Here is a 17,800-nt window from a genome sequence, read left to right as displayed (position 1 = left end):
AGAAGACTGCCTTATGGCTCAAGAAAATAAAAACAAGAAAAACGAATCCAAAAAGCCTAGGCCAAATTATTATTGGATTTACGGTGCTATAATTTTATTATTTTTTGGATTACAAATCTTTGGTGGTGGTAGCTGGTCTCAGCCTGCTAAAACCAACCAAGCGCAATTTGAAGAATTTTTAAAGGCTGGGGATGTTGAACGCGTTGAAGTAATCAACAAGAAAATTGCTAAGGTATATCTTACTGAAGAAGCCAAAGCGAAAGACATACACGCTCCTAAAGGAAACGCACCCTCTTTTTTAGAGCCAGGCACAAATGACGCAACTTACCAGTTTGAATTTGGAGACTTACAGTTATTCCAACAAGATTTTCAACAAATAAAAGCTGAAAACGATTTAACTACTAGCTTAAACTTCGATACAGACACTAACGTATGGGGTGATATCTTAATGGGAATTCTTCCATTTGTAATCATTATTGCAATTTGGATATTCATTATGCGTAGAATGTCTTCTGGTGCTGGAGGTGGTGGTCCGGGTGGACAATTGTTCAACATAGGAAAGTCTAAGGCTAAACTATTTGATGAAAAAACCGATATCAAAACTTCTTTTAAAGATGTTGCAGGATTAGAAGGTGCAAAAGAAGAAGTTCAAGAAATTGTAGACTTCCTAAAAAACCCAGATAAATATACGTCTCTAGGAGGTAAAATCCCTAAAGGTGCATTACTAGTTGGACCTCCAGGCACAGGTAAAACTCTTTTAGCTAGAGCCGTTGCGGGTGAAGCAAAAGTACCTTTCTTCTCACTTTCAGGTTCAGATTTCGTTGAAATGTTTGTGGGTGTAGGTGCCTCACGTGTACGTGATTTATTTAAACAAGCTAAAGAAAAATCTCCAGCAATTATATTTATTGATGAGATTGACGCAATTGGTCGTGCACGTGGAAAAAACAATTTTTCAGGTGGAAACGACGAGCGTGAAAACACATTAAACCAGCTTTTAACCGAAATGGATGGTTTTGGAACAGACTCTAATGTTATTGTACTTGCTGCAACAAACAGAGCTGATGTTCTTGATAAAGCTTTAATGAGAGCCGGTCGATTTGACAGACAAATTTATGTTGATCTTCCAGACGTTCGTGAAAGAAAAGAAATTTTTGAAGTGCATTTACGTCCTTTAAAAAAGGGAGAAGACTTAGACACCGATTTCTTATCAAAACAAACACCAGGTTTCTCTGGAGCCGATATTGCAAACGTTTGTAACGAAGCTGCTTTGATTGCTGCCAGAAAAGGAAAAAAATCTGTTGGAAAACAAGATTTCCTTGATGCAGTAGATAGAATAGTTGGTGGTCTTGAAAAGAAGAACAAAATAATGACTATGGACGAGAAACGCGCCATCGCATTCCACGAAGCTGGTCACGCCACTGTAAGTTGGATGCTAGAGCACGCTGCTCCATTAGTTAAAGTAACAATTGTACCACGTGGACAGTCTCTAGGAGCTGCTTGGTACCTACCAGAAGAAAGACTAATTATTCATCCAGAACAAATGTTGGATGAAATGTGTGCAGCCCTAGGGGGTCGTGCCGCAGAGAAAGTAATTTTTAACCGAATTTCTACAGGAGCATTAAGCGATCTTGAAAAAGTTACTAAACAAGCTCGAGCAATGGTTACTATTTACGGTCTTAACGATAAGGTTGGAAACCTAACCTATTATGATAGCAGTGGTCAATCTGAATACAACTTCTCTAAGCCATACAGTGAAAAAACTGCTGAACTTATTGATCAGGAAATTTCAAAACTTATTGAAGAACAGTATGATCGTGCGGTTAGAATCCTTGAAGAAAATAAGGATAAACTTACCGAACTAGCAAATGTGCTCTTAGAAAAAGAAGTTATTTTCAAGGACAACCTTGAGAAAATATTTGGAGAGCGTCCATTTCAAAAACCAGAAGAAGCTCCAAGAGTGACAACATAATAATGTTGTCACTTTAGAGTTATTACTAATAATTACAGAACTAGTTGCTATACTTCAAAATGTATTTTATATCTTTGAAGTAAACGCATTTATAAACTCCTCAATTACTTGATTAATGAGTCTATTAAAAAGGCTTTTAAATCCAATATATAAAAAAACAGAAGCTAAGACTAAATCGTCTGAGCTGCCTGAGCACAGTACCTATTACCCTGAGCAAAAACTTCCTGTAGACGAGAAATTTACTTTCAATTTCAAAAACAACGGAGGTAAATTTTTATATTGTGAAAACTGGGAAGAGATAAAAGAAGCATTTGATAACATTCTTTTAGAAAATGATTGGTACGAGCAAGATGTTTTCTGTTTTAATGAAATGCTTTCTGAAAAGTTTGACGGCTTTAACCTCAACTTTGTAAAAAATACAAATTCAACATTTTTCCTTACTACTTGTGAATCACTTGTAGCTAAAAACGGTTCTATTCTACTTTCGTCTAACCAGATAAAAGAAAAAAAACTAAGCGAGTTTCCTTTTAACATCGTAGTGTTTGCAACTACAAGTCAGATTGTTGAAACCATAAGTGAAGGTTTGCGAATTATCAAAAACCAAAGCTTAAAACACATCCCAAGCAACATTACTACCATTCAGGACTTCGACACTGAAAAAGAAAAAGAAAAGGATTTTATGAGTTATGGAAGTAGCACAAAAAACCTATATTTGTTGCTATTGGAAGACTTATAGTATGAAAGAAACACTCGTTAGGACCCTTTCGGGCGTATTATACATTTCGATTATTATCATAGCAATGTTTACCTCGCGCGAATGGTTTATGGGGCTATTTTTCGTACTTGCAGTGATTACCTTAAGCGAATACTTGAAACTTGTGCACTTAACTAGCTACCTAGCTTATTTTCTACTAGCAGCTGGTTTTTATTTTTTAAGCTATAATGTCTTCGACGATAACGCAATCTATCTTTTACTCATTCTAAGTGGTTTTGTAAATTTATTTCTTCTTAAAGACGTACTTTGGACAAGCAAAATCCCAATGTTTGAAAAGAAAAAATACATTACAGTGGTATTTTATATTATTAGTGGTTTTGTATTTTTAACGCTAATTCCCGTAATGAATATCGATGGCAGGTTTATGCCAGAACTTATAGTAGCTGTTTTTATATTAGTATGGAGCAATGATACCTTTGCTTATCTAATTGGAAAGAATTTCGGCAAACATAAACTCTTAGAGCGAATCTCACCTAAGAAAACTATTGAAGGCTTTATAGGAGGTATGGTAGGAGCCTTGTTAGCAGGATATATTATATTTAAAGTCCTAGAACACTATAGCCAATTAGACGCCTTAGAATATCCTCTATGGATGTGGATTGTAATGGCATTAATTGTAGCTATATTTGGAACGATTGGCGATTTAATTCAGTCGAAATTTAAAAGGCAAGCCGGTGTTAAGGATAGTGGAATTATTATGCCAGGTCACGGCGGATTATATGATAGATTAGACAGTATAATCTATGCCAGCCCATTTGTATATGCGTTTTTATTAATAGTTGACAATGTTTCATAAAGAAGGTTTTAAAATTATAATTATAGCTCTGGTAATTGTTATCGGACTAAGCCTATTGGCCAATGTTTTTATTGAACATCCAACTATTCGCGGAGGAGTAATTATTTCATTAATTATTTTATTGCTACTCATTCTGCAATTCTTCAGAAATCCTAAAAGAAACTTCTCTCTAAACTCTAACCAAGTATTATCCTCGGTAGATGGAAAAGTTGTTGTTATTGAAGAAGTATTTGAAAAGGAATATTTTAAGGACAAACGTCTACAGGTTTCTGTATTTATGAGTCCTATAAACGTTCACGTAACACGCTATCCTGTGGGAGGAAAAGTTACGTATAGCAAATATCACCCAGGAAAATATTTGGTTGCTTGGCACCCTAAAGCATCTGAAGAAAATGAACGTACAACTGTTGTTGTAAAAAATGATGTAATTGGTGAAGTTCTATTCCGACAAATTGCAGGAGCATTAGCTAAAAGAATAGTAAACTACGCCGAAGTAGGACAAGAAGTAGAACAAACAACAGATAGTGGTTTTATTAAATTTGGTTCGAGAGTAGATATTTTCCTACCGCTTGATGCCAAAATTAAAGTAGAATTAAACCAAAAAGTAAAAGGTGGAATTTCAATAATTGCTGAAAAATAATGACATCTGAAGAGTTAGATATCGCCTTTAAAAATGCCGTAAAAAGCATTAATGAACATAAAGATCCGTTTCCTGCCGATGTTTTATTACGCTTATACGCATACTACAAACGCGCTACAAATGACGACCACCCCCCAAGTGGACGAAAGGCACATATCTCGGCTTTTAAAACAAATGCGCTATTCCAAACTCGTGGCTTAACACCTGATGAAGCTAAAGAGCTTTACATTAAAGCTGTAAAACAATACTTTCTGTATAGAAAGTAAATTATGACTGCTGGGCTTTATTGAATTTTATTTCATAAGTCTCAATAGCTGCGCGAATTTTATCTACATTATCCGACGCCATTTGATGTGCTAACTCCATAGCCTCTTCCAATTCTTTATCTGGGTGTTGAAACAAATCGGTAATAACATGATTAATTTTATCGAGAATACTTTCTTGACTGTTCTTAATGTCTTCTAATTTTTGAAGCATTGCTTTCATTTCATTATACTTAGCCTGATCCATAATTATCTATTTTACAACAAGATACAAACTAAACCTCTTCAAATTCAAGAAATTAAACTCGATTTAAAACTAATTAAGAAAACTCTATAAAATATAAACCATAATAGACTTACATATTTTAAGTTCCAAATTCTATAAAAAAAACGACCCCGAATGGAGTCGCACAATTTAAATATTTATGTTTAACAAGATTTTAAACCTAATAGGTTTTGCAAACCTAGCTTTTGCTTATAATTTATTTTAATCCGGCTAGACTGGCTTTCAAGGTTTCAATCTTTGCAAGAGCATCAGCTTCTTTTTGCTTTTCTAAGGCAACTACCTTTTCAGGAGCGCCATTTACAAAGCGTTCGTTCTTCAGTTTCCCTTGAACACTCTTTAAAAAACCTTCGGTATATTTTAATTCCTCAGTTAGTTTTGCTATCTCTTCTTCAACATTAATAGCACCTGCTATCGGAATAAAATACTCGTTACTCTTTGCACGGAAAGTTAGTGCTCCGTCAAGCTTTTCTGTAATGTAGTTCAGTTCAGAAATATTTCCTAGTTTAGCAATTACAGCGTCAAAATCTTTTGAAGCGTTATCGTTATTTAAAACTGAAAGCTCAATTGTATCTTTAAAAGAAATATTCTTTTCTTTACGAATTGTTCTTATACCTGAAATTACTTCAGAAGCAAAATCGAAATCTTTAATAATCTTTTCGTCAAAAGGCTGAGCTTTTGGCCATTCTGAAACTATTAAGGCTTCAGAAGTATCACGTTTAGTTATGTGTTGCCAAATTTCTTCTGAAATAAAAGGAACAAATGGGTGTAGAATTTTTAAATTATCTTCTAGTACTGAAATTACTTCCTCATAAGTTTTCTTAGAGATTTTTTCACCGTAAGGTGGTTTTACCATTTCTAAGAACCAAGAGCAGAAATCATCCCAAACCAACTTATAAGTAGCCATTAAAGCATCACTTATACGATATTTACCGTAGTGATCTTCAATCTCCGCAAGTGTTTTTTGAAATTTACTTTTATACCAGTTTAATGCTATAACATCACTTTGCGACTGTTCCTTATCTGGGCAAACCTCCCAGCCGTCGATTAGTCTATAGGCATTCCATATTTTATTTACAAAGCCACTTCCCTGTTTACACAGGTCTTCATCAAACATCAAGTCGTTTCCTGCAGGAGAACTTAAAAGCATGCCCACACGTACGCCATCTGCACCATAAGTTTCCATTAAATCTATAGGGTCTGGCGAATTTCCTAAAGACTTACTCATTTTTCTACGCTGTTTATCGCGAACGATTCCCGTTAGATAAACATTTGTAAAAGGCTTTTCATTTCTATATTCGTAACCAGCAATAATCATTCTTGCCACCCAGAAAAATAAGATTTCAGGAGCAGTTACTAAATCGTTTGTTGGATAGTAATAATTGATTTCTTTATTGTCCGGCTCTAAAATTCCGTTGAAAACACTTATTGGCCACAACCAAGAAGAGAACCAAGTATCTAATGCATCTGGATCTTGAGTTAAATCTGTAGTCTTTAATGCGTTGTTATTCGTTTTTTCTTGAGCAAGTTTTAAAGCTTCCTCAATATTTTCAGCAACTACAAAGTCTTCTTTTCCATCGCCATAGAAATACGCTGGAATTTGTTGTCCCCACCATAACTGTCTTGAGATATTCCAATCGCGTACATTTTCCATCCAATGACGGTAAGTGTTTATAAACTTCTCGGGAACTAAGTTTACATCTTTTTCAAGAACTGCATCTAAAGCAGGTTGAGCAAGCTCCTTCATTTTTAAGAACCATTGATCACTCAACTTTGGTTCTATTACAGCGCCTGTACGTTCACTTGTACCTACCTTGTGCATATGGGTTTCAATTTTTGAAACCACTCCCATTTCTTCAAGCTCTTTTACAATTTCTTTGCGAACTACAAAACGATCTTTTCCTTCATAATGCAATCCAAAACTATTTAGAGTTCCATCGTCATTAAGAATATCTACAATCTCAAGATTGTGCTTATCGCCAAGAGCTTTATCATTTTCGTCGTGAGCAGGAGTTACTTTTAAACATCCTGTTCCAAATTCTACGTCTACATATTCATCTTCAATAATAGGAATCACTCGGTTGCAGATAGGAACAATTGCTTTTTTACCACGTAAGTGTGCAAAGCGTTCGTCATTAGGGTTAATACAAATAGCAGTATCACCTAAAATTGTTTCAGGGCGAGTAGTAGCGATAGTTAAGGTATCCTCACTACCTTCAACTTTATATTTTAAGTAATAAAGATTACCTTGTTTTTCTTCGTATATAACCTCTTCATCAGAAAGTGTAGTTTTGGCTTCTGGATCCCAATTTACCATTCGGTAACCGCGATAGATATTTCCTTTTCTATACAAGTCTACAAACACTTTTATAACAGAAGCAGACATTTCTGGATCCATTGTAAACTTAGTACGTTCCCAATCACAAGATGCACCAAGTTTTTTAAGTTGTTCAAGGATAATTCCTCCGTGTTTGTGCGTCCACTCCCAAGCGTGCTCTAAAAACTCTTCTCTCGAAAGGTTAGCTTTATCTATCCCTTCGGCTTTAAGTTTAGCCACTACCTTTGCTTCTGTTGCAATTGAAGCGTGGTCTGTTCCTGGCACCCAACAAGCGTTAAAACCTTGTAATCTTGCACGACGAATTAATACATCCTGCAAAGTATTATTAAGCATATGCCCCATATGCAGTACTCCAGTAACGTTTGGAGGTGGAATAACAATAGTATAAGGCGTTCTTTCATCTACCTCAGAATGGAAGCAATTATTCTCCATCCAGTAGTTATACCACTTATTTTCAATCTGTTTCGCGTTATATTTTGCTTCTAATGCCATACTTTGGTCTAGTATTTGTACTATGAATGGCAAAAGTAAATATATCTGTAGGATAATAAAAGGATTAAGTTATTTTGCAGAATCTTTAAAAGTTCGATACTTTTACAAATATTAAAAACCAAAAATCATGAAAAAATTAGCTCTAATGGCACTTGTTGCCTTTATCGGTTTTACCGCTCAAGCACAACAAGCAAAAATTACTTTCAATGAAGACACCGTGGATTACGGAACTATCGAAAAAGGTAGTGACGGTTTACGTGTATTTGAATTCACGAACACTGGTGATGCCCCACTTATTATTAGTGATGTAAAATCTAGTTGTGGTTGTACTGTACCAAAAAAACCTGAAGGACCAATTGCTCCAGGTGCAAGTAGCAGTATTCAAGTGAAGTACGACACAAATCGTGTTGGACCTATTAGAAAAACAATTACTGTATATTCTAACGCAAGCGAGCCTATGGTAGCCTTAAAAATAAAAGGTACCGTAAAACCAGAAGCGGCAAGTGTACTTGAAAAAAGTTAAATAAATATACTTGAAAAAGCATAATCCGGCTGAAGATAAATTCTTTAGCCGGATTTTTTTTTTAGAATAAGCTTTTGAGATTGAAAGCTACTTTTTGAATTTCACCATCTCTTTTTATATGCATAGAAATTCGCTTGTCTTCTTCACTAGAAAACAAAGAGATTAATTGGTATAATTTATATCTATACGCTGGCTTGCCGTTAACGTTAACTATCTCATCATTTTCGACTATCCCGGCTAAGGCAGCAGGCGAACCTTCTCTTACATCTACAACTATATAAATTGGTACAAGTGTAAAATTAAACTCGGTGGTTATAGCAATACTATTTCTGTTTAAGGCCTCACTCCTACTATCACTATTTGTATTTATAGCGGCTTGGCGTTCCTCTTTCACTAACTCCATTCCTCCGTGCTCTAAAGTCAAACCACTCATATTATAGTGAAAAGGCCTATTGAAGTTTCGGTTTTTCTTAAACCGAACAACGCTACCGCCATAATCAAAAGTTATAGTAAACCTACTTAAAAACCCACCCCCTATAGTTCCGTCTCGATCTTCGTAGAAGCGCGCTTTTAAAACAGCAACTTCTTCAGGAAACGAGGCATTAACATCTTTTAATAAGTAATCGCCCAATATTAGTTCTGGTACTCGCGCACGCTTACCAAAAATATTTCCACTTAAGCCCAGCCCTAAAAAATCATTAAAATAGTTTTTAGGATTTTCATTTATAAACCCCAACTCATCAAACAACCACAAAACATCACTAGAACCAGAGTCTATCAATAAAGTTACTTCTTCTTGTATAGTTTCTGAAGCTACTTGTAGGTTGATATATGGCTTGCCATTTACAAAATTGAGGGCAAGATCTTCACACTTTTTGCACTTTTTAAAAGTATGTTTTTGAGGATCGTAGATGGTTATTACCTCGGATGCATAATTAATTTTTACTACGAAATTTTTAAAAAATTCATTTCCCAATATACCGTGAATGGGTACCCCCATTCTAGGAGAGAAATTTAGAGAGCTATCGAAAATCACGTAAAGCGAATGGCTTTTATCAACAGCTTCCCCTACTTTTATATGATTGTTTAAGCTCTTTAATGCTTCAACCATTCCCCCTGCCCCTAGACCTTGTAATTGAACTGGCGATGTGTTTTTCAACTGAACACTATCTGCAGCTTCTAAACTAAAAAGGATTGTAGACTTCACCCCAGTATCGAGAATGAAAGACAATGGCGTTCCATTAATTTCGATTTCGATTACTGCTAGGTTATTTACTATTTTAAAAGGAATTCGGTTTTTTTTAGCATTGTTTTCCAAAGTAAATCCCGCCTGCGCCATCAATGAAAAAGAGCACAGCAACAAGATTATAAACAATGGCTTATACAAATTGAGAAGGGTATTAATGAATATCTCTTGAAGATATAAAAAAAAGGCGAATGTTAATCGCCTCAGATTAGTTTTATAAAATATATTTTGCAACTTTGCTGCTAAAATTTTTATTATGCCATCAGTATCAACAAAAGGGAAAAACATGCCGGAATCTCCAATCCGCAAACTAGTTCCTTTCGCCGAAAAAGCTTATAAAGCTAATAAAACTGTTTACCACTTAAACATCGGTCAACCTGACATTAAGTCGCCGGAAATAGCGATGAAAGCAGTTTCCGAACACAATCTAGAAGTTCTTGCATACACTCGTTCTGAAGGATCGGAGGAGTATCGCAAAAAGATTTCTGCATACTATCACAGAAACAATATTCCAGCTGAAGCTAATGATATAATTGTAACTACGGGAGGTAGTGAAGCTTTGCTTTTTGCAATGGGTAGCATTGCCGACGTTGGAGACGAAATAATTATTCCTGAGCCATTTTATGCAAATTACAATGGTTTTGCAACTGCATCTGGTATTTCAATTGTTCCTGTAATTTCAAAAATTGAAGACAACTTTGCCTTGCCTCCAATTTCAGAATTTGAAAAGCTTATTACTCCAAAAACAAAAGCTATTCTTATCTGTAATCCAGGAAACCCAACTGGATATCTTTATTCAAAAGAAGAAATTCAAACTTTAGCTGAAATTGTAAAAAAACACGATTTATTTTTAGTGGCAGATGAAGTTTATAGAGAATTTACATACGATGGATCTAAGCACTATTCAATTCTAGAAGAAGAAAGCTTAGCACAACACGGAATTATTATTGATTCGGTTTCAAAAAGATACAGTATGTGCGGTGCTCGTATTGGCTGTATGGTTTCAAGAAACAAAGAAGTTATTGCTACAGCATTAAAGTTTGCTCAAGCTAGATTGAGTCCTCCTACCTTTGCACAAATTGCTAGTGAAGCTGCCTTAGAAACTCCACAGAGCTATTTTGACGATGTAATTACGGAATATCAAGATAGACGTAATACTTTAGTTAAAGCTTTAAAAGCTATTCCTGGGGTGACTGTAGGTGAACCAAAAGGTGCTTTTTATTGCATCGTGCAATTACCTGTAAAAAACAGTGACGCTTTTGCACAATGGTTGCTTGAAGAATTTGACGATAACGGTGAAACCATCATGGTTGCTCCTGCCGCAGGTTTTTACTCTACTCAGGGCGTAGGACTAAATCAAGTGCGTATCGCTTATGTGCTAAATAAAGAAAGCTTAATTAGAGCAGTTGAAATTCTAAAAATTGCTTTAGAGAAATACAAGGATTAATGCGAATTGAAGAGAACAAATCGCTTAAAAATTACAACACCTTTGGTATCGATTGTACGGCTCGCTACTTTGTTTCGGTTGAAACAGTGGAAGAGTTAAAAGAAGTACTATCCCAAAAAATATCAGACGAAATATTCATTCTTGGTGGGGGTAGCAATATGCTACTTCCCGCCAAATTGAATTCGTTTGTTATTCATTTAAACTTAAAAGGAATTGAGGTTTTAGATGAAACCCAGAGTGACGTAAGAATAAAAGTAATGGCTGGTGAAAACTGGCATGAATTTGTTCAATACTGCATAGCTAACGATTTTGGTGGGTTAGAAAACTTATCATTAATTCCAGGAAATGTAGGTACAGCACCTATTCAAAATATTGGCGCTTATGGCGCAGAATTGAAAGATACTTTCGAAAGCTGTACCGTTCTTGAAATTGAAAACTTAAATGAAAAAGAGTTCTCAAATGAAGAATGTAAATTCGGCTATCGAAATTCAATTTTCAAAAATGAGGCTAAAGGAAAATACATTATTACAAGTGTAACTTTTAAGCTCACAAAAAAGGACCATAAATTAAGTATTTCATACGGAGATATTCAGAAAGTATTAGCTGAAAAAAATATTCTGAATCCTGGTATTAAAGATGTTTCTGATGCAGTTATTGCTATTCGACAATCAAAACTTCCTGACCCTAAAGTATTAGGTAATAGCGGTTCTTTTTTCAAAAACCCGATAGTAGACAAAGATACTTTTGAAGAATTCCGAAAAAAATATCCTGAAGCACCATTTTATGAAGTTTCACCTACAGAATTTAAAATACCTGCAGGCTGGCTAATAGAAAAATCTGGTTTCAAAGGAAAACGTTTTGGAGATGCTGGAGTTCACAAAAAGCAAGCGTTGGTATTGGTTAATTATGGCGAAGCCACAGGCAAAGAAATCTGGCAACTTGCAATGGACATTCAGAAAAAAGTAAAAGAATTATCTGGTATTACAATAGAACCCGAAGTAAATATATTTTAATTGGCTGTAAGAACTCCATCAACAACGTAACTTGTCCCGTTAGAGCCTTTTTCTCCGCCTTTTAAAACTTTAACCTTCATCCCTTTATTATCGGAGATAATAATCTTATCATCTGCTTTAGTTAATATTAAACTTGTTCCTGACAATGTTTTTAACTTGAGTTTCCCTGATTTACTAATACTTTCTGATAAAGATTCTTTAGAATGCTCTCCTTCTACGATGTGGGACTTTAAAAGGTCTATTAACTTATCGAGATTTTCTTGTTTTGAGTAAAACTTATTGTTTTTATCGGCTAAGGAATCTAAAGCTGTATTGGAAGGCCCAAAAACCGTATAAGCCCCACCATCTTTAGTAAGTTGAGTAGCCATTTCTGCGGTAACAATTAAACTAGCAAATCTTTTTAAATCTCTTTCATTCATAATTTGCGACATTATACTTTTTGATATCGCTATACCCTCTGGAGTTAACGCTTTCTTAGGAGCTCTATTTAATTCAGACTTTTGAATTTCTTCGTTCGTCGTATTAACAGATTCCAAACTATTAACTTCTTGGTTTTCATTTTTACAAGACGCTGCAAGAAAAATGAATAGAAAAACAAATATTAATGAGAGTAATTTTTGCATTATGAAATTGTTTAAATGAAACCTAAAAATACTTAAAATCTGAGTGAAACAATAAGAAAGGTTGTATTTTTGCAGTCAAATATATTGTCATGAAACTATTACTTATAACATTAGTATTATTACTATTAGGTGTTGCAGGAATTGCAATAAAAATCTGGGCTAAGAAAGATGGAAAATTTGCTGGAACATGTGCTAGTCAGAATCCATTTTTGAATAAAGAAGGAGAGTCTTGTGGATTTTGTGGTAAAACTCCAGATCAATTTGCAAACTGCTCTGAGGACACACACAAATTGGAAGCTTCTAATAAATAATCAATTTAGAAACAAAACTCTTTAATCAACAATCTTAATCGCTACAGCAGCTTTAGGGGTTTCAATCAGATAAATTTATGGTGCTACTTTACGTTTTCGGCGCTGTTGCGTTGATTAACTGTGCTTATTATCTTCTTTTTTCAAAATTTTCATTCTTAAAACCTACCGAAAAGGTTGTTTCGGTTAAACATCCCGTTTCTCTTATAGTTTGCGCCAAAAACGAAGCTGAAAATCTTAAAAAGCATATTCCGCTTTGGCAACAACAGGATTATCCTGAATATCAAATAATACTTATTAATGATGCTTCTATAGATGATACTCTAGAAGTAATGGAATCGTTTGCTGAAAATGACCCTCGTATTCAAATAGTGAATGTAAAAAACAACGAGGCTTTTTGGGGCAATAAAAAATACGCACTTACCTTAGGGTTAAAACGCTCTGTAAACACTCGTTTAATCTTTACTGATGCAGATTGTTACCCTGCTTCAAATAAATGGCTAGAGAGTATGGCGACGAAGTTTACTGACCAAAAGCAGCTGCTTTTAGGTTACGGAGCCTATGAAAAACAACCAGGTTTATTAAATAAATTAATCCGGTTTGAAACATTGATGACCGCTGTTCAGTATTTTTCTTACGCTGAAGCTGGAACACCATATATGGGGGTAGGCCGCAATCTAGCCTACACTAGCACACTTTACTACGAAAACAATGGGTTTATGAGTCATATTAAAGTTCCTTCAGGAGATGACGACCTTTTTGTTAATGAAGCAGCAACAAAAGACAATGTAGAAATATGTGTAGAACCAGAAGCGTTTACATATTCTATTCCGAAGAAAAAATTTAGCAGTTGGATAAAACAAAAAAAGAGACACTACTCCACAGCCAAACTTTACAAGACTAAACATCGATTTTTGCTAGGAGCTTATTACATTTTTAATCTTCTTTTCTGGCTATTAGGTGCTGCAACTTTGTTTACAGAGTTTTGGATTTTTGGATTGGTAATTATGTTTATCAGACTTGCATTTCAACATCTTATTATCGGCTATGCAGCTAAGAAACTTAAGGAACAGGATTTAATACCGTTCATACTGTTTTTTGAATTGTTTTTAATCTTCAGTCAATTAAGTATCTTTATTTCCAACAGAGGAGAAAAAAACCCGAGATGGAAATAACTTCAGAAGAAATAATACAACAAATACAAAGTGCGAAAAAAGGAAAGCAAGGAGCTTTTAAATTCTTGCTAGATTTTTACTGGAATGACGTTTACGGATTTCAACTTAAAAGAGTACGTAACGAACATGAAGCTGAAGACATCACCATTGAAACTTTTGCTAAAGCATTTGATAAAATAGACACCTTTGATGAGAACTACACTTTTTCAACTTGGTTGATTACTATTTCAAAAAACATTCAAATAGATAAATCAAGGAAAAAGAATGCTTCTATAAATTCCCAAACTACCGATACATTTAACGATCACGCCCATAAAATTGTTGATCACTCGCCTACTCCGGAAGATAATTTAATTCGCGAACAAAATCTTGCGGAATTGCTGCGTTATATTAAACTGCTAAAACCTCATTATCAAGACGTGATCAACCTTAGGTATTTTCAGGAAATGAGTTATAATGAAATTTCTGAAACCCTTGAAGAACCTCTTAACAATGTAAAAGTAAGATTGCTTAGAGCTAGGAAACTCTTAGCAGAAATCATTACCCTAAAACAATAGCAGAATTTCATAGTATTTTAAGTTTTCTTCTTTATTCTTAACCTCTAATTAGCATTTCATTTTCGTACTTTTGTTAGTTATATGAAAACAAAGACAACTATCGGCATAAATGGTTTTGGGCGCATTGGCCGAAACCTATTTAGATTATTAATTAATCATCCAACTATTGATGTTGTTGCTGTAAACGACTTAGCAGATTCTAAAACATTAACTCATCTTTTAAAGTACGACAGCATTCACGGTGTATTAAAAGAACCTATTTCATTTACTAACGATGAAATTACTGTAGCTGGTAAAAAAGTAAGGTTCACTTCAGAAAAAAATATCGAAGCTATCTCTTGGGGTGCTATTGATGTTGTGATTGAGTGTACAGGGAAGTTCAAAAAAAGAAATCAACTAGAATATCATTTGAAGAATGGAGCAAAAAAAGTGATTCTTTCTGTTCCTCCTCTTGAAGATGATATTAAAACTGTTGTACTTGGCGTAAACGATTCAATTTTAAATGATGACGATATCATTATTTCAAATGCTTCTTGCACTACAAATAATGCAGCTCCAATGCTAAAGGTTATTAATGAACTTTGTGGAATTGAGCAGGCATACATTACTACCGTTCACTCTTATACTACAGACCAAAGTTTACACGATCAGCCTCATCGCGATTTGCGCCGTGCAAGAGCTGCTGGGCAATCTATTGTTCCAACAACTACTGGTGCCGCTAAAGCCTTGACAAAAATTTTTCCAAATCTCGCCGATGTAATTGGGGGTTGTGGAATTAGAGTTCCAGTTCCAAATGGATCTTTAACCGATATTACCCTTAACGTAAAAGAAGAAGTTACAATTGAGGAAATAAATAACGCTTTTAAAGTTGCTTCAGAAAACTCCATGAAAGGAATTCTTCAATACACCGAGGATCCTATTGTTTCAATCGATATTGTTGGCAATACACACTCGTGTATTTTTGACGCTGAAATGACTTCGGTTATAGGTAAAATGGTGAAAATTATTGGGTGGTACGATAATGAAATCGGCTATTCTTCAAGAATCATCAATTTGATAGAAAAAATTTCAGCTAAATAGATTTACATTTATTCGACTCAAAGATTAATAAGTTCTAGTGAAATTCAAGTAAACTCTTATTGATTCTATTTTTGAATTTTGCTTCTTCCCCATTCATAATTATCGTTTGAATTGGTAAATAATAAATCTCTGTAACATCTTTTAAAGACGCTAATCGCATAAAGTCTTTTTCAGTGGTTAAGATTAGTTTGTGAGTTTTAAGACTATCAATTTCTGAAGTTGTAAAATTATGATGATCTGGGAATGATTTTTCCTCAAACGTTAAGCCTCGCTGTTTTAAATAAGAAATTAATGGCTTAGGATTGGCAATACCTGTCACCAATAAAAACTTTTTATCGTTTAAATACTCGATGGGCTTGGATTGATTTGCAGCTTTTATTTCTGAGCCATATCCAATTTTTGAAAAATAAACCTCTTGTTTTGATGTAGGATTTAATTTGCGTTTTATGTTTTCGATATTCGATGAAGAAATATTATCAGGACATTTAGTAACTACTATAACGTGCGCTCTTTTAGCACCGTTTCTTGGCTCTCGAAGGTTTCCTGCGGGTAAAACACAATCATCGGCATACAAACTGTCGTACGGGGTAAGTAAAATATTGAAAGACGCTTTTACTTTTCTATGTTGAAACGCATCATCTAATAAAACCAGTTCTGATGTAGGTTGTAACTTTTCAATACCTGTTTGCCTGTCTTCACAAACGGCTACCGTAATTTCTGGAAATTTCTTTTTAAACTGAAGGGGTTCATCCCCAACCTCTTCAACTTTGCTATTCACTAAAACCTCACGATATCCTGAAGTTTTTCTTTTATACCCTCTACTTAAAACTGCAAGCTTATGATTTTCCTTTAGAAACGACACTAACAATTCAATCATCGGTGTTTTTCCAGTGCCTCCTGTAGAAAGGTTTCCAACACAAATAACGGGAAGATTATAAGCTTTACTTTTTAGCCAACCTTTATTGTATAGGAAATTACGGCCTGCAGTAATGCCACCGTACAAAATTGAAAATGGGAATAATAATTTCCGAAGTGATTTCATTCAACGAAAATACTAATTCCGGAGTAAGTGCAAATCTGAAAATTCAATATTTAAGAATTAAGTGCCTTTTTGTATTTTCAATAATCCGTTATCTTTACAGAAAATAATAAAAATGAAGGTAAAAGAAGTTATTGGTTTGCTAGAAGAGCTATCTCCCCTAGCATATTCTGAAGGTTTTGACAATACCGGCTTACTTGTAGGCGATGAAAATGCAGAAGTTTCAGGAATTCTGGTAACATTAGATACACTGGAAGCGGTTGTAGATGAAGCAGTCGAGAACAATTGTAACCTCATCGTAAGCTTCCATCCTATTGTCTTTTCTGGGTTAAAAAAGATTACAGGAAAAACCTATGTTGAGCGTGTAGTTCAAAAAGCAATTAAACACGATATTGCTATATTTTCAAATCACACAGCGCTAGACAATTCATGGAATGGTGTAAACACTATGATTTGTGAAAAGTTAGGTTTAATAAATCGCAAAGTCTTAATCCCACAAAATGAAACTATAAAAAAACTCATCACTTTTGTTCCTAATGAAAGTGATGAAAAAGTTCGAAATGCCTTATTTGAAGCTGGCGGTGGAAGTATAGGAAATTACGACAATTGCAGTTTTAATATAAAAGGAATTGGCAGCTTTAAAGGTAATGAAGATTCAAATCCTAAAAAAGGTGAAAAGGGCGAACTTCATTTCGAAGAAGAAACTCAAATAGGAATCACTTTTGCTAAGCATTTACAAAGTAAAGTTTTAAAGGCCCTTTTTGAAGCGCATCCTTACGAAGAAATTCCCTACGAAATTACCACTCTAGAAAATCATAATCAACAGATAGGGATGGGAATGATTGGAGAGTTTGAAACAGAAAAGTCTGAAACTGAGTTTCTGAAATTTCTTAAAACTACAATGAAAACTGACTGCGTACGTCATTCAAAATTGTTAAAAAAACAAATTAAAAGGGTTGCAGTACTTGGAGGAAGTGGAAGTTTCGCTATTGACGCTGCAAAAAAAGCTGGAGCAGATGCATTTGTATCGGCAGATTTTAAATATCACGACTTTTTTAGGGCTGAAAACGCCATAGTTTTGGCGGATATTGGTCATTATGAGAGTGAACAGTACACAAAAGACCTTTTACATTCTTTCCTTAAGAAAAAAATCACTAATTTTGCACCCTCCTTGTCGGCAGGCAGGATTCTTATATCGCAAATAAATACCAATCCAATTAGTTATTTATAATT

At 34.7% G+C, this 17,800-nt stretch carries 18 protein-coding genes; 13 read left to right on the top strand and 5 right to left on the bottom strand.

The window, feature by feature from the left end; translation table 11 throughout:
* Nucleotides 1–13: 13 nt before the first annotated feature.
* The 5 genes from ftsH to G3A46_RS05325 all read left to right on the top strand — a co-directional run bounded on the left by ftsH (nucleotide 14) and on the right by G3A46_RS05325 (nucleotide 4,446).
* Complete coding sequence (ftsH, locus tag G3A46_RS05345) at nucleotides 14–1,969, top strand: ATP-dependent zinc metalloprotease FtsH (RefSeq protein WP_165147118.1); 1,956 nt, start codon at nucleotides 14–16, stop codon at nucleotides 1,967–1,969.
* 115 nt (nucleotides 1,970–2,084) lie between these two features.
* Nucleotides 2,085–2,705 carry an LUD domain-containing protein gene (locus G3A46_RS05340; RefSeq protein WP_165147115.1) on the top strand — a complete coding sequence of 207 codons (621 nt, stop codon included), beginning with the start codon at nucleotides 2,085–2,087 and terminating at the stop codon, nucleotides 2,703–2,705.
* A gap of 1 nt (nucleotide 2,706) precedes the next feature.
* On the top strand, nucleotides 2,707–3,540 hold the full coding sequence (locus tag G3A46_RS05335; protein WP_165147112.1) for a phosphatidate cytidylyltransferase: 834 nt from the start codon (nucleotides 2,707–2,709) through the stop codon (nucleotides 3,538–3,540).
* Nucleotides 3,530–4,180: a phosphatidylserine decarboxylase family protein gene (locus tag G3A46_RS05330; RefSeq protein WP_165147109.1), complete on the top strand. Its 651-nt coding sequence runs from the start codon at nucleotides 3,530–3,532 to the stop codon at nucleotides 4,178–4,180. The genes G3A46_RS05335 and G3A46_RS05330 overlap by 11 nt, the downstream gene beginning before the upstream one ends.
* Nucleotides 4,180–4,446 (top strand): acyl-CoA-binding protein, encoded by a 267-nt coding sequence (locus tag G3A46_RS05325; protein ID WP_139855860.1) that lies wholly within the window; start codon nucleotides 4,180–4,182, stop codon nucleotides 4,444–4,446. The genes G3A46_RS05330 and G3A46_RS05325 overlap by 1 nt, the downstream gene beginning before the upstream one ends.
* A gap of 1 nt (nucleotide 4,447) precedes the next feature.
* Here G3A46_RS05325 and G3A46_RS05320 read toward each other — a convergent pair whose 3' ends face one another.
* Together G3A46_RS05320 and G3A46_RS05315 are read right to left on the bottom strand one after the other, a co-directional pair.
* Nucleotides 4,448–4,690, bottom strand: a complete 243-nt coding sequence (locus G3A46_RS05320) for a hypothetical protein (protein ID WP_139855859.1) — start codon at nucleotides 4,688–4,690, stop codon at nucleotides 4,448–4,450.
* 235 nt (nucleotides 4,691–4,925) lie between these two features.
* Nucleotides 4,926–7,556, bottom strand: a complete 2,631-nt coding sequence (locus G3A46_RS05315; RefSeq protein ID WP_165147639.1) for a valine--tRNA ligase — start codon at nucleotides 7,554–7,556, stop codon at nucleotides 4,926–4,928.
* A gap of 127 nt (nucleotides 7,557–7,683) precedes the next feature.
* Here G3A46_RS05315 and G3A46_RS05310 point away from each other — a divergent pair, with 127 nt between their 5' ends.
* Nucleotides 7,684–8,079 (top strand): DUF1573 domain-containing protein, encoded by a 396-nt coding sequence (locus tag G3A46_RS05310; RefSeq protein WP_165147106.1) that lies wholly within the window; start codon nucleotides 7,684–7,686, stop codon nucleotides 8,077–8,079.
* Between the two features lie 61 nt (nucleotides 8,080–8,140).
* Here G3A46_RS05310 and G3A46_RS05305 read toward each other — a convergent pair whose 3' ends face one another.
* Nucleotides 8,141–9,466, bottom strand: coding sequence for an aspartyl protease family protein (locus tag G3A46_RS05305; protein ID WP_165147103.1), 1,326 nt, complete (start codon nucleotides 9,464–9,466; stop codon nucleotides 8,141–8,143).
* A 115-nt stretch (nucleotides 9,467–9,581) separates the two neighbouring features.
* Between G3A46_RS05305 and G3A46_RS05300 the strand changes: the two genes are divergently transcribed.
* Together G3A46_RS05300 and murB are read left to right on the top strand one after the other, a co-directional pair.
* A complete protein-coding gene (locus G3A46_RS05300; protein ID WP_165147100.1) occupies nucleotides 9,582–10,772 on the top strand; it encodes a pyridoxal phosphate-dependent aminotransferase in 1,191 nt (396 codons plus the stop codon).
* A complete protein-coding gene (gene murB / locus G3A46_RS05295) occupies nucleotides 10,772–11,785 on the top strand; it encodes a UDP-N-acetylmuramate dehydrogenase (RefSeq protein ID WP_165147097.1) in 1,014 nt (337 codons plus the stop codon). Before G3A46_RS05300 ends, murB begins: the two co-directional genes overlap by 1 nt.
* Here the strand turns inward: murB and G3A46_RS05290 are convergent.
* Entirely contained in the window at nucleotides 11,782–12,408 is a 627-nt protein-coding gene (locus G3A46_RS05290) for a fasciclin domain-containing protein (protein ID WP_165147094.1), read from the bottom strand. The genes murB and G3A46_RS05290 overlap by 4 nt on opposite strands.
* 89 nt (nucleotides 12,409–12,497) lie before the next feature.
* Here G3A46_RS05290 and G3A46_RS05285 point away from each other — a divergent pair, with 89 nt between their 5' ends.
* From G3A46_RS05285 to gap, 4 genes are all read left to right on the top strand, one after another.
* On the top strand, nucleotides 12,498–12,719 hold the full coding sequence (locus G3A46_RS05285; protein WP_139855853.1) for a membrane or secreted protein: 222 nt from the start codon (nucleotides 12,498–12,500) through the stop codon (nucleotides 12,717–12,719).
* A 77-nt stretch (nucleotides 12,720–12,796) separates the two neighbouring features.
* Nucleotides 12,797–13,891 (top strand): glycosyltransferase, encoded by a 1,095-nt coding sequence (locus tag G3A46_RS05280; protein ID WP_165147091.1) that lies wholly within the window; start codon nucleotides 12,797–12,799, stop codon nucleotides 13,889–13,891.
* Nucleotides 13,882–14,448, top strand: coding sequence for a sigma-70 family RNA polymerase sigma factor (locus G3A46_RS05275; RefSeq protein ID WP_165147088.1), 567 nt, complete (start codon nucleotides 13,882–13,884; stop codon nucleotides 14,446–14,448). The genes G3A46_RS05280 and G3A46_RS05275 overlap by 10 nt, the downstream gene beginning before the upstream one ends.
* Nucleotides 14,449–14,529: 81 nt before the next feature.
* Nucleotides 14,530–15,528 carry a type I glyceraldehyde-3-phosphate dehydrogenase gene (gene gap / locus G3A46_RS05270; protein WP_165147085.1) on the top strand — a complete coding sequence of 333 codons (999 nt, stop codon included), beginning with the start codon at nucleotides 14,530–14,532 and terminating at the stop codon, nucleotides 15,526–15,528.
* A 34-nt stretch (nucleotides 15,529–15,562) separates the two neighbouring features.
* Here the strand turns inward: gap and lpxK are convergent, their stop codons facing one another.
* The gene (gene lpxK, locus G3A46_RS05265) at nucleotides 15,563–16,570 is read right to left on the bottom strand and encodes a tetraacyldisaccharide 4'-kinase (protein ID WP_165147082.1); all 1,008 of its coding nucleotides are present in this window, start codon (nucleotides 16,568–16,570) and stop codon (nucleotides 15,563–15,565) included.
* A gap of 112 nt (nucleotides 16,571–16,682) precedes the next feature.
* Between lpxK and G3A46_RS05260 the strand changes: the two genes are divergently transcribed.
* Nucleotides 16,683–17,798, top strand: coding sequence for a Nif3-like dinuclear metal center hexameric protein (locus G3A46_RS05260; protein WP_165147079.1), 1,116 nt, complete (start codon nucleotides 16,683–16,685; stop codon nucleotides 17,796–17,798).
* Nucleotides 17,799–17,800: the final 2 nt, after the last annotated feature.

The sequence above is a fragment of the Aequorivita sp. KMM 9714 genome, assembly GCF_011065475.1.
Taxonomy (GTDB): Bacteria; Bacteroidota; Bacteroidia; order Flavobacteriales; family Flavobacteriaceae; genus Aequorivita; species Aequorivita sinensis.
Note: the sequence above shows the minus strand (reverse complement) of the source record. Positions and strands in the feature narration are given on the sequence as shown.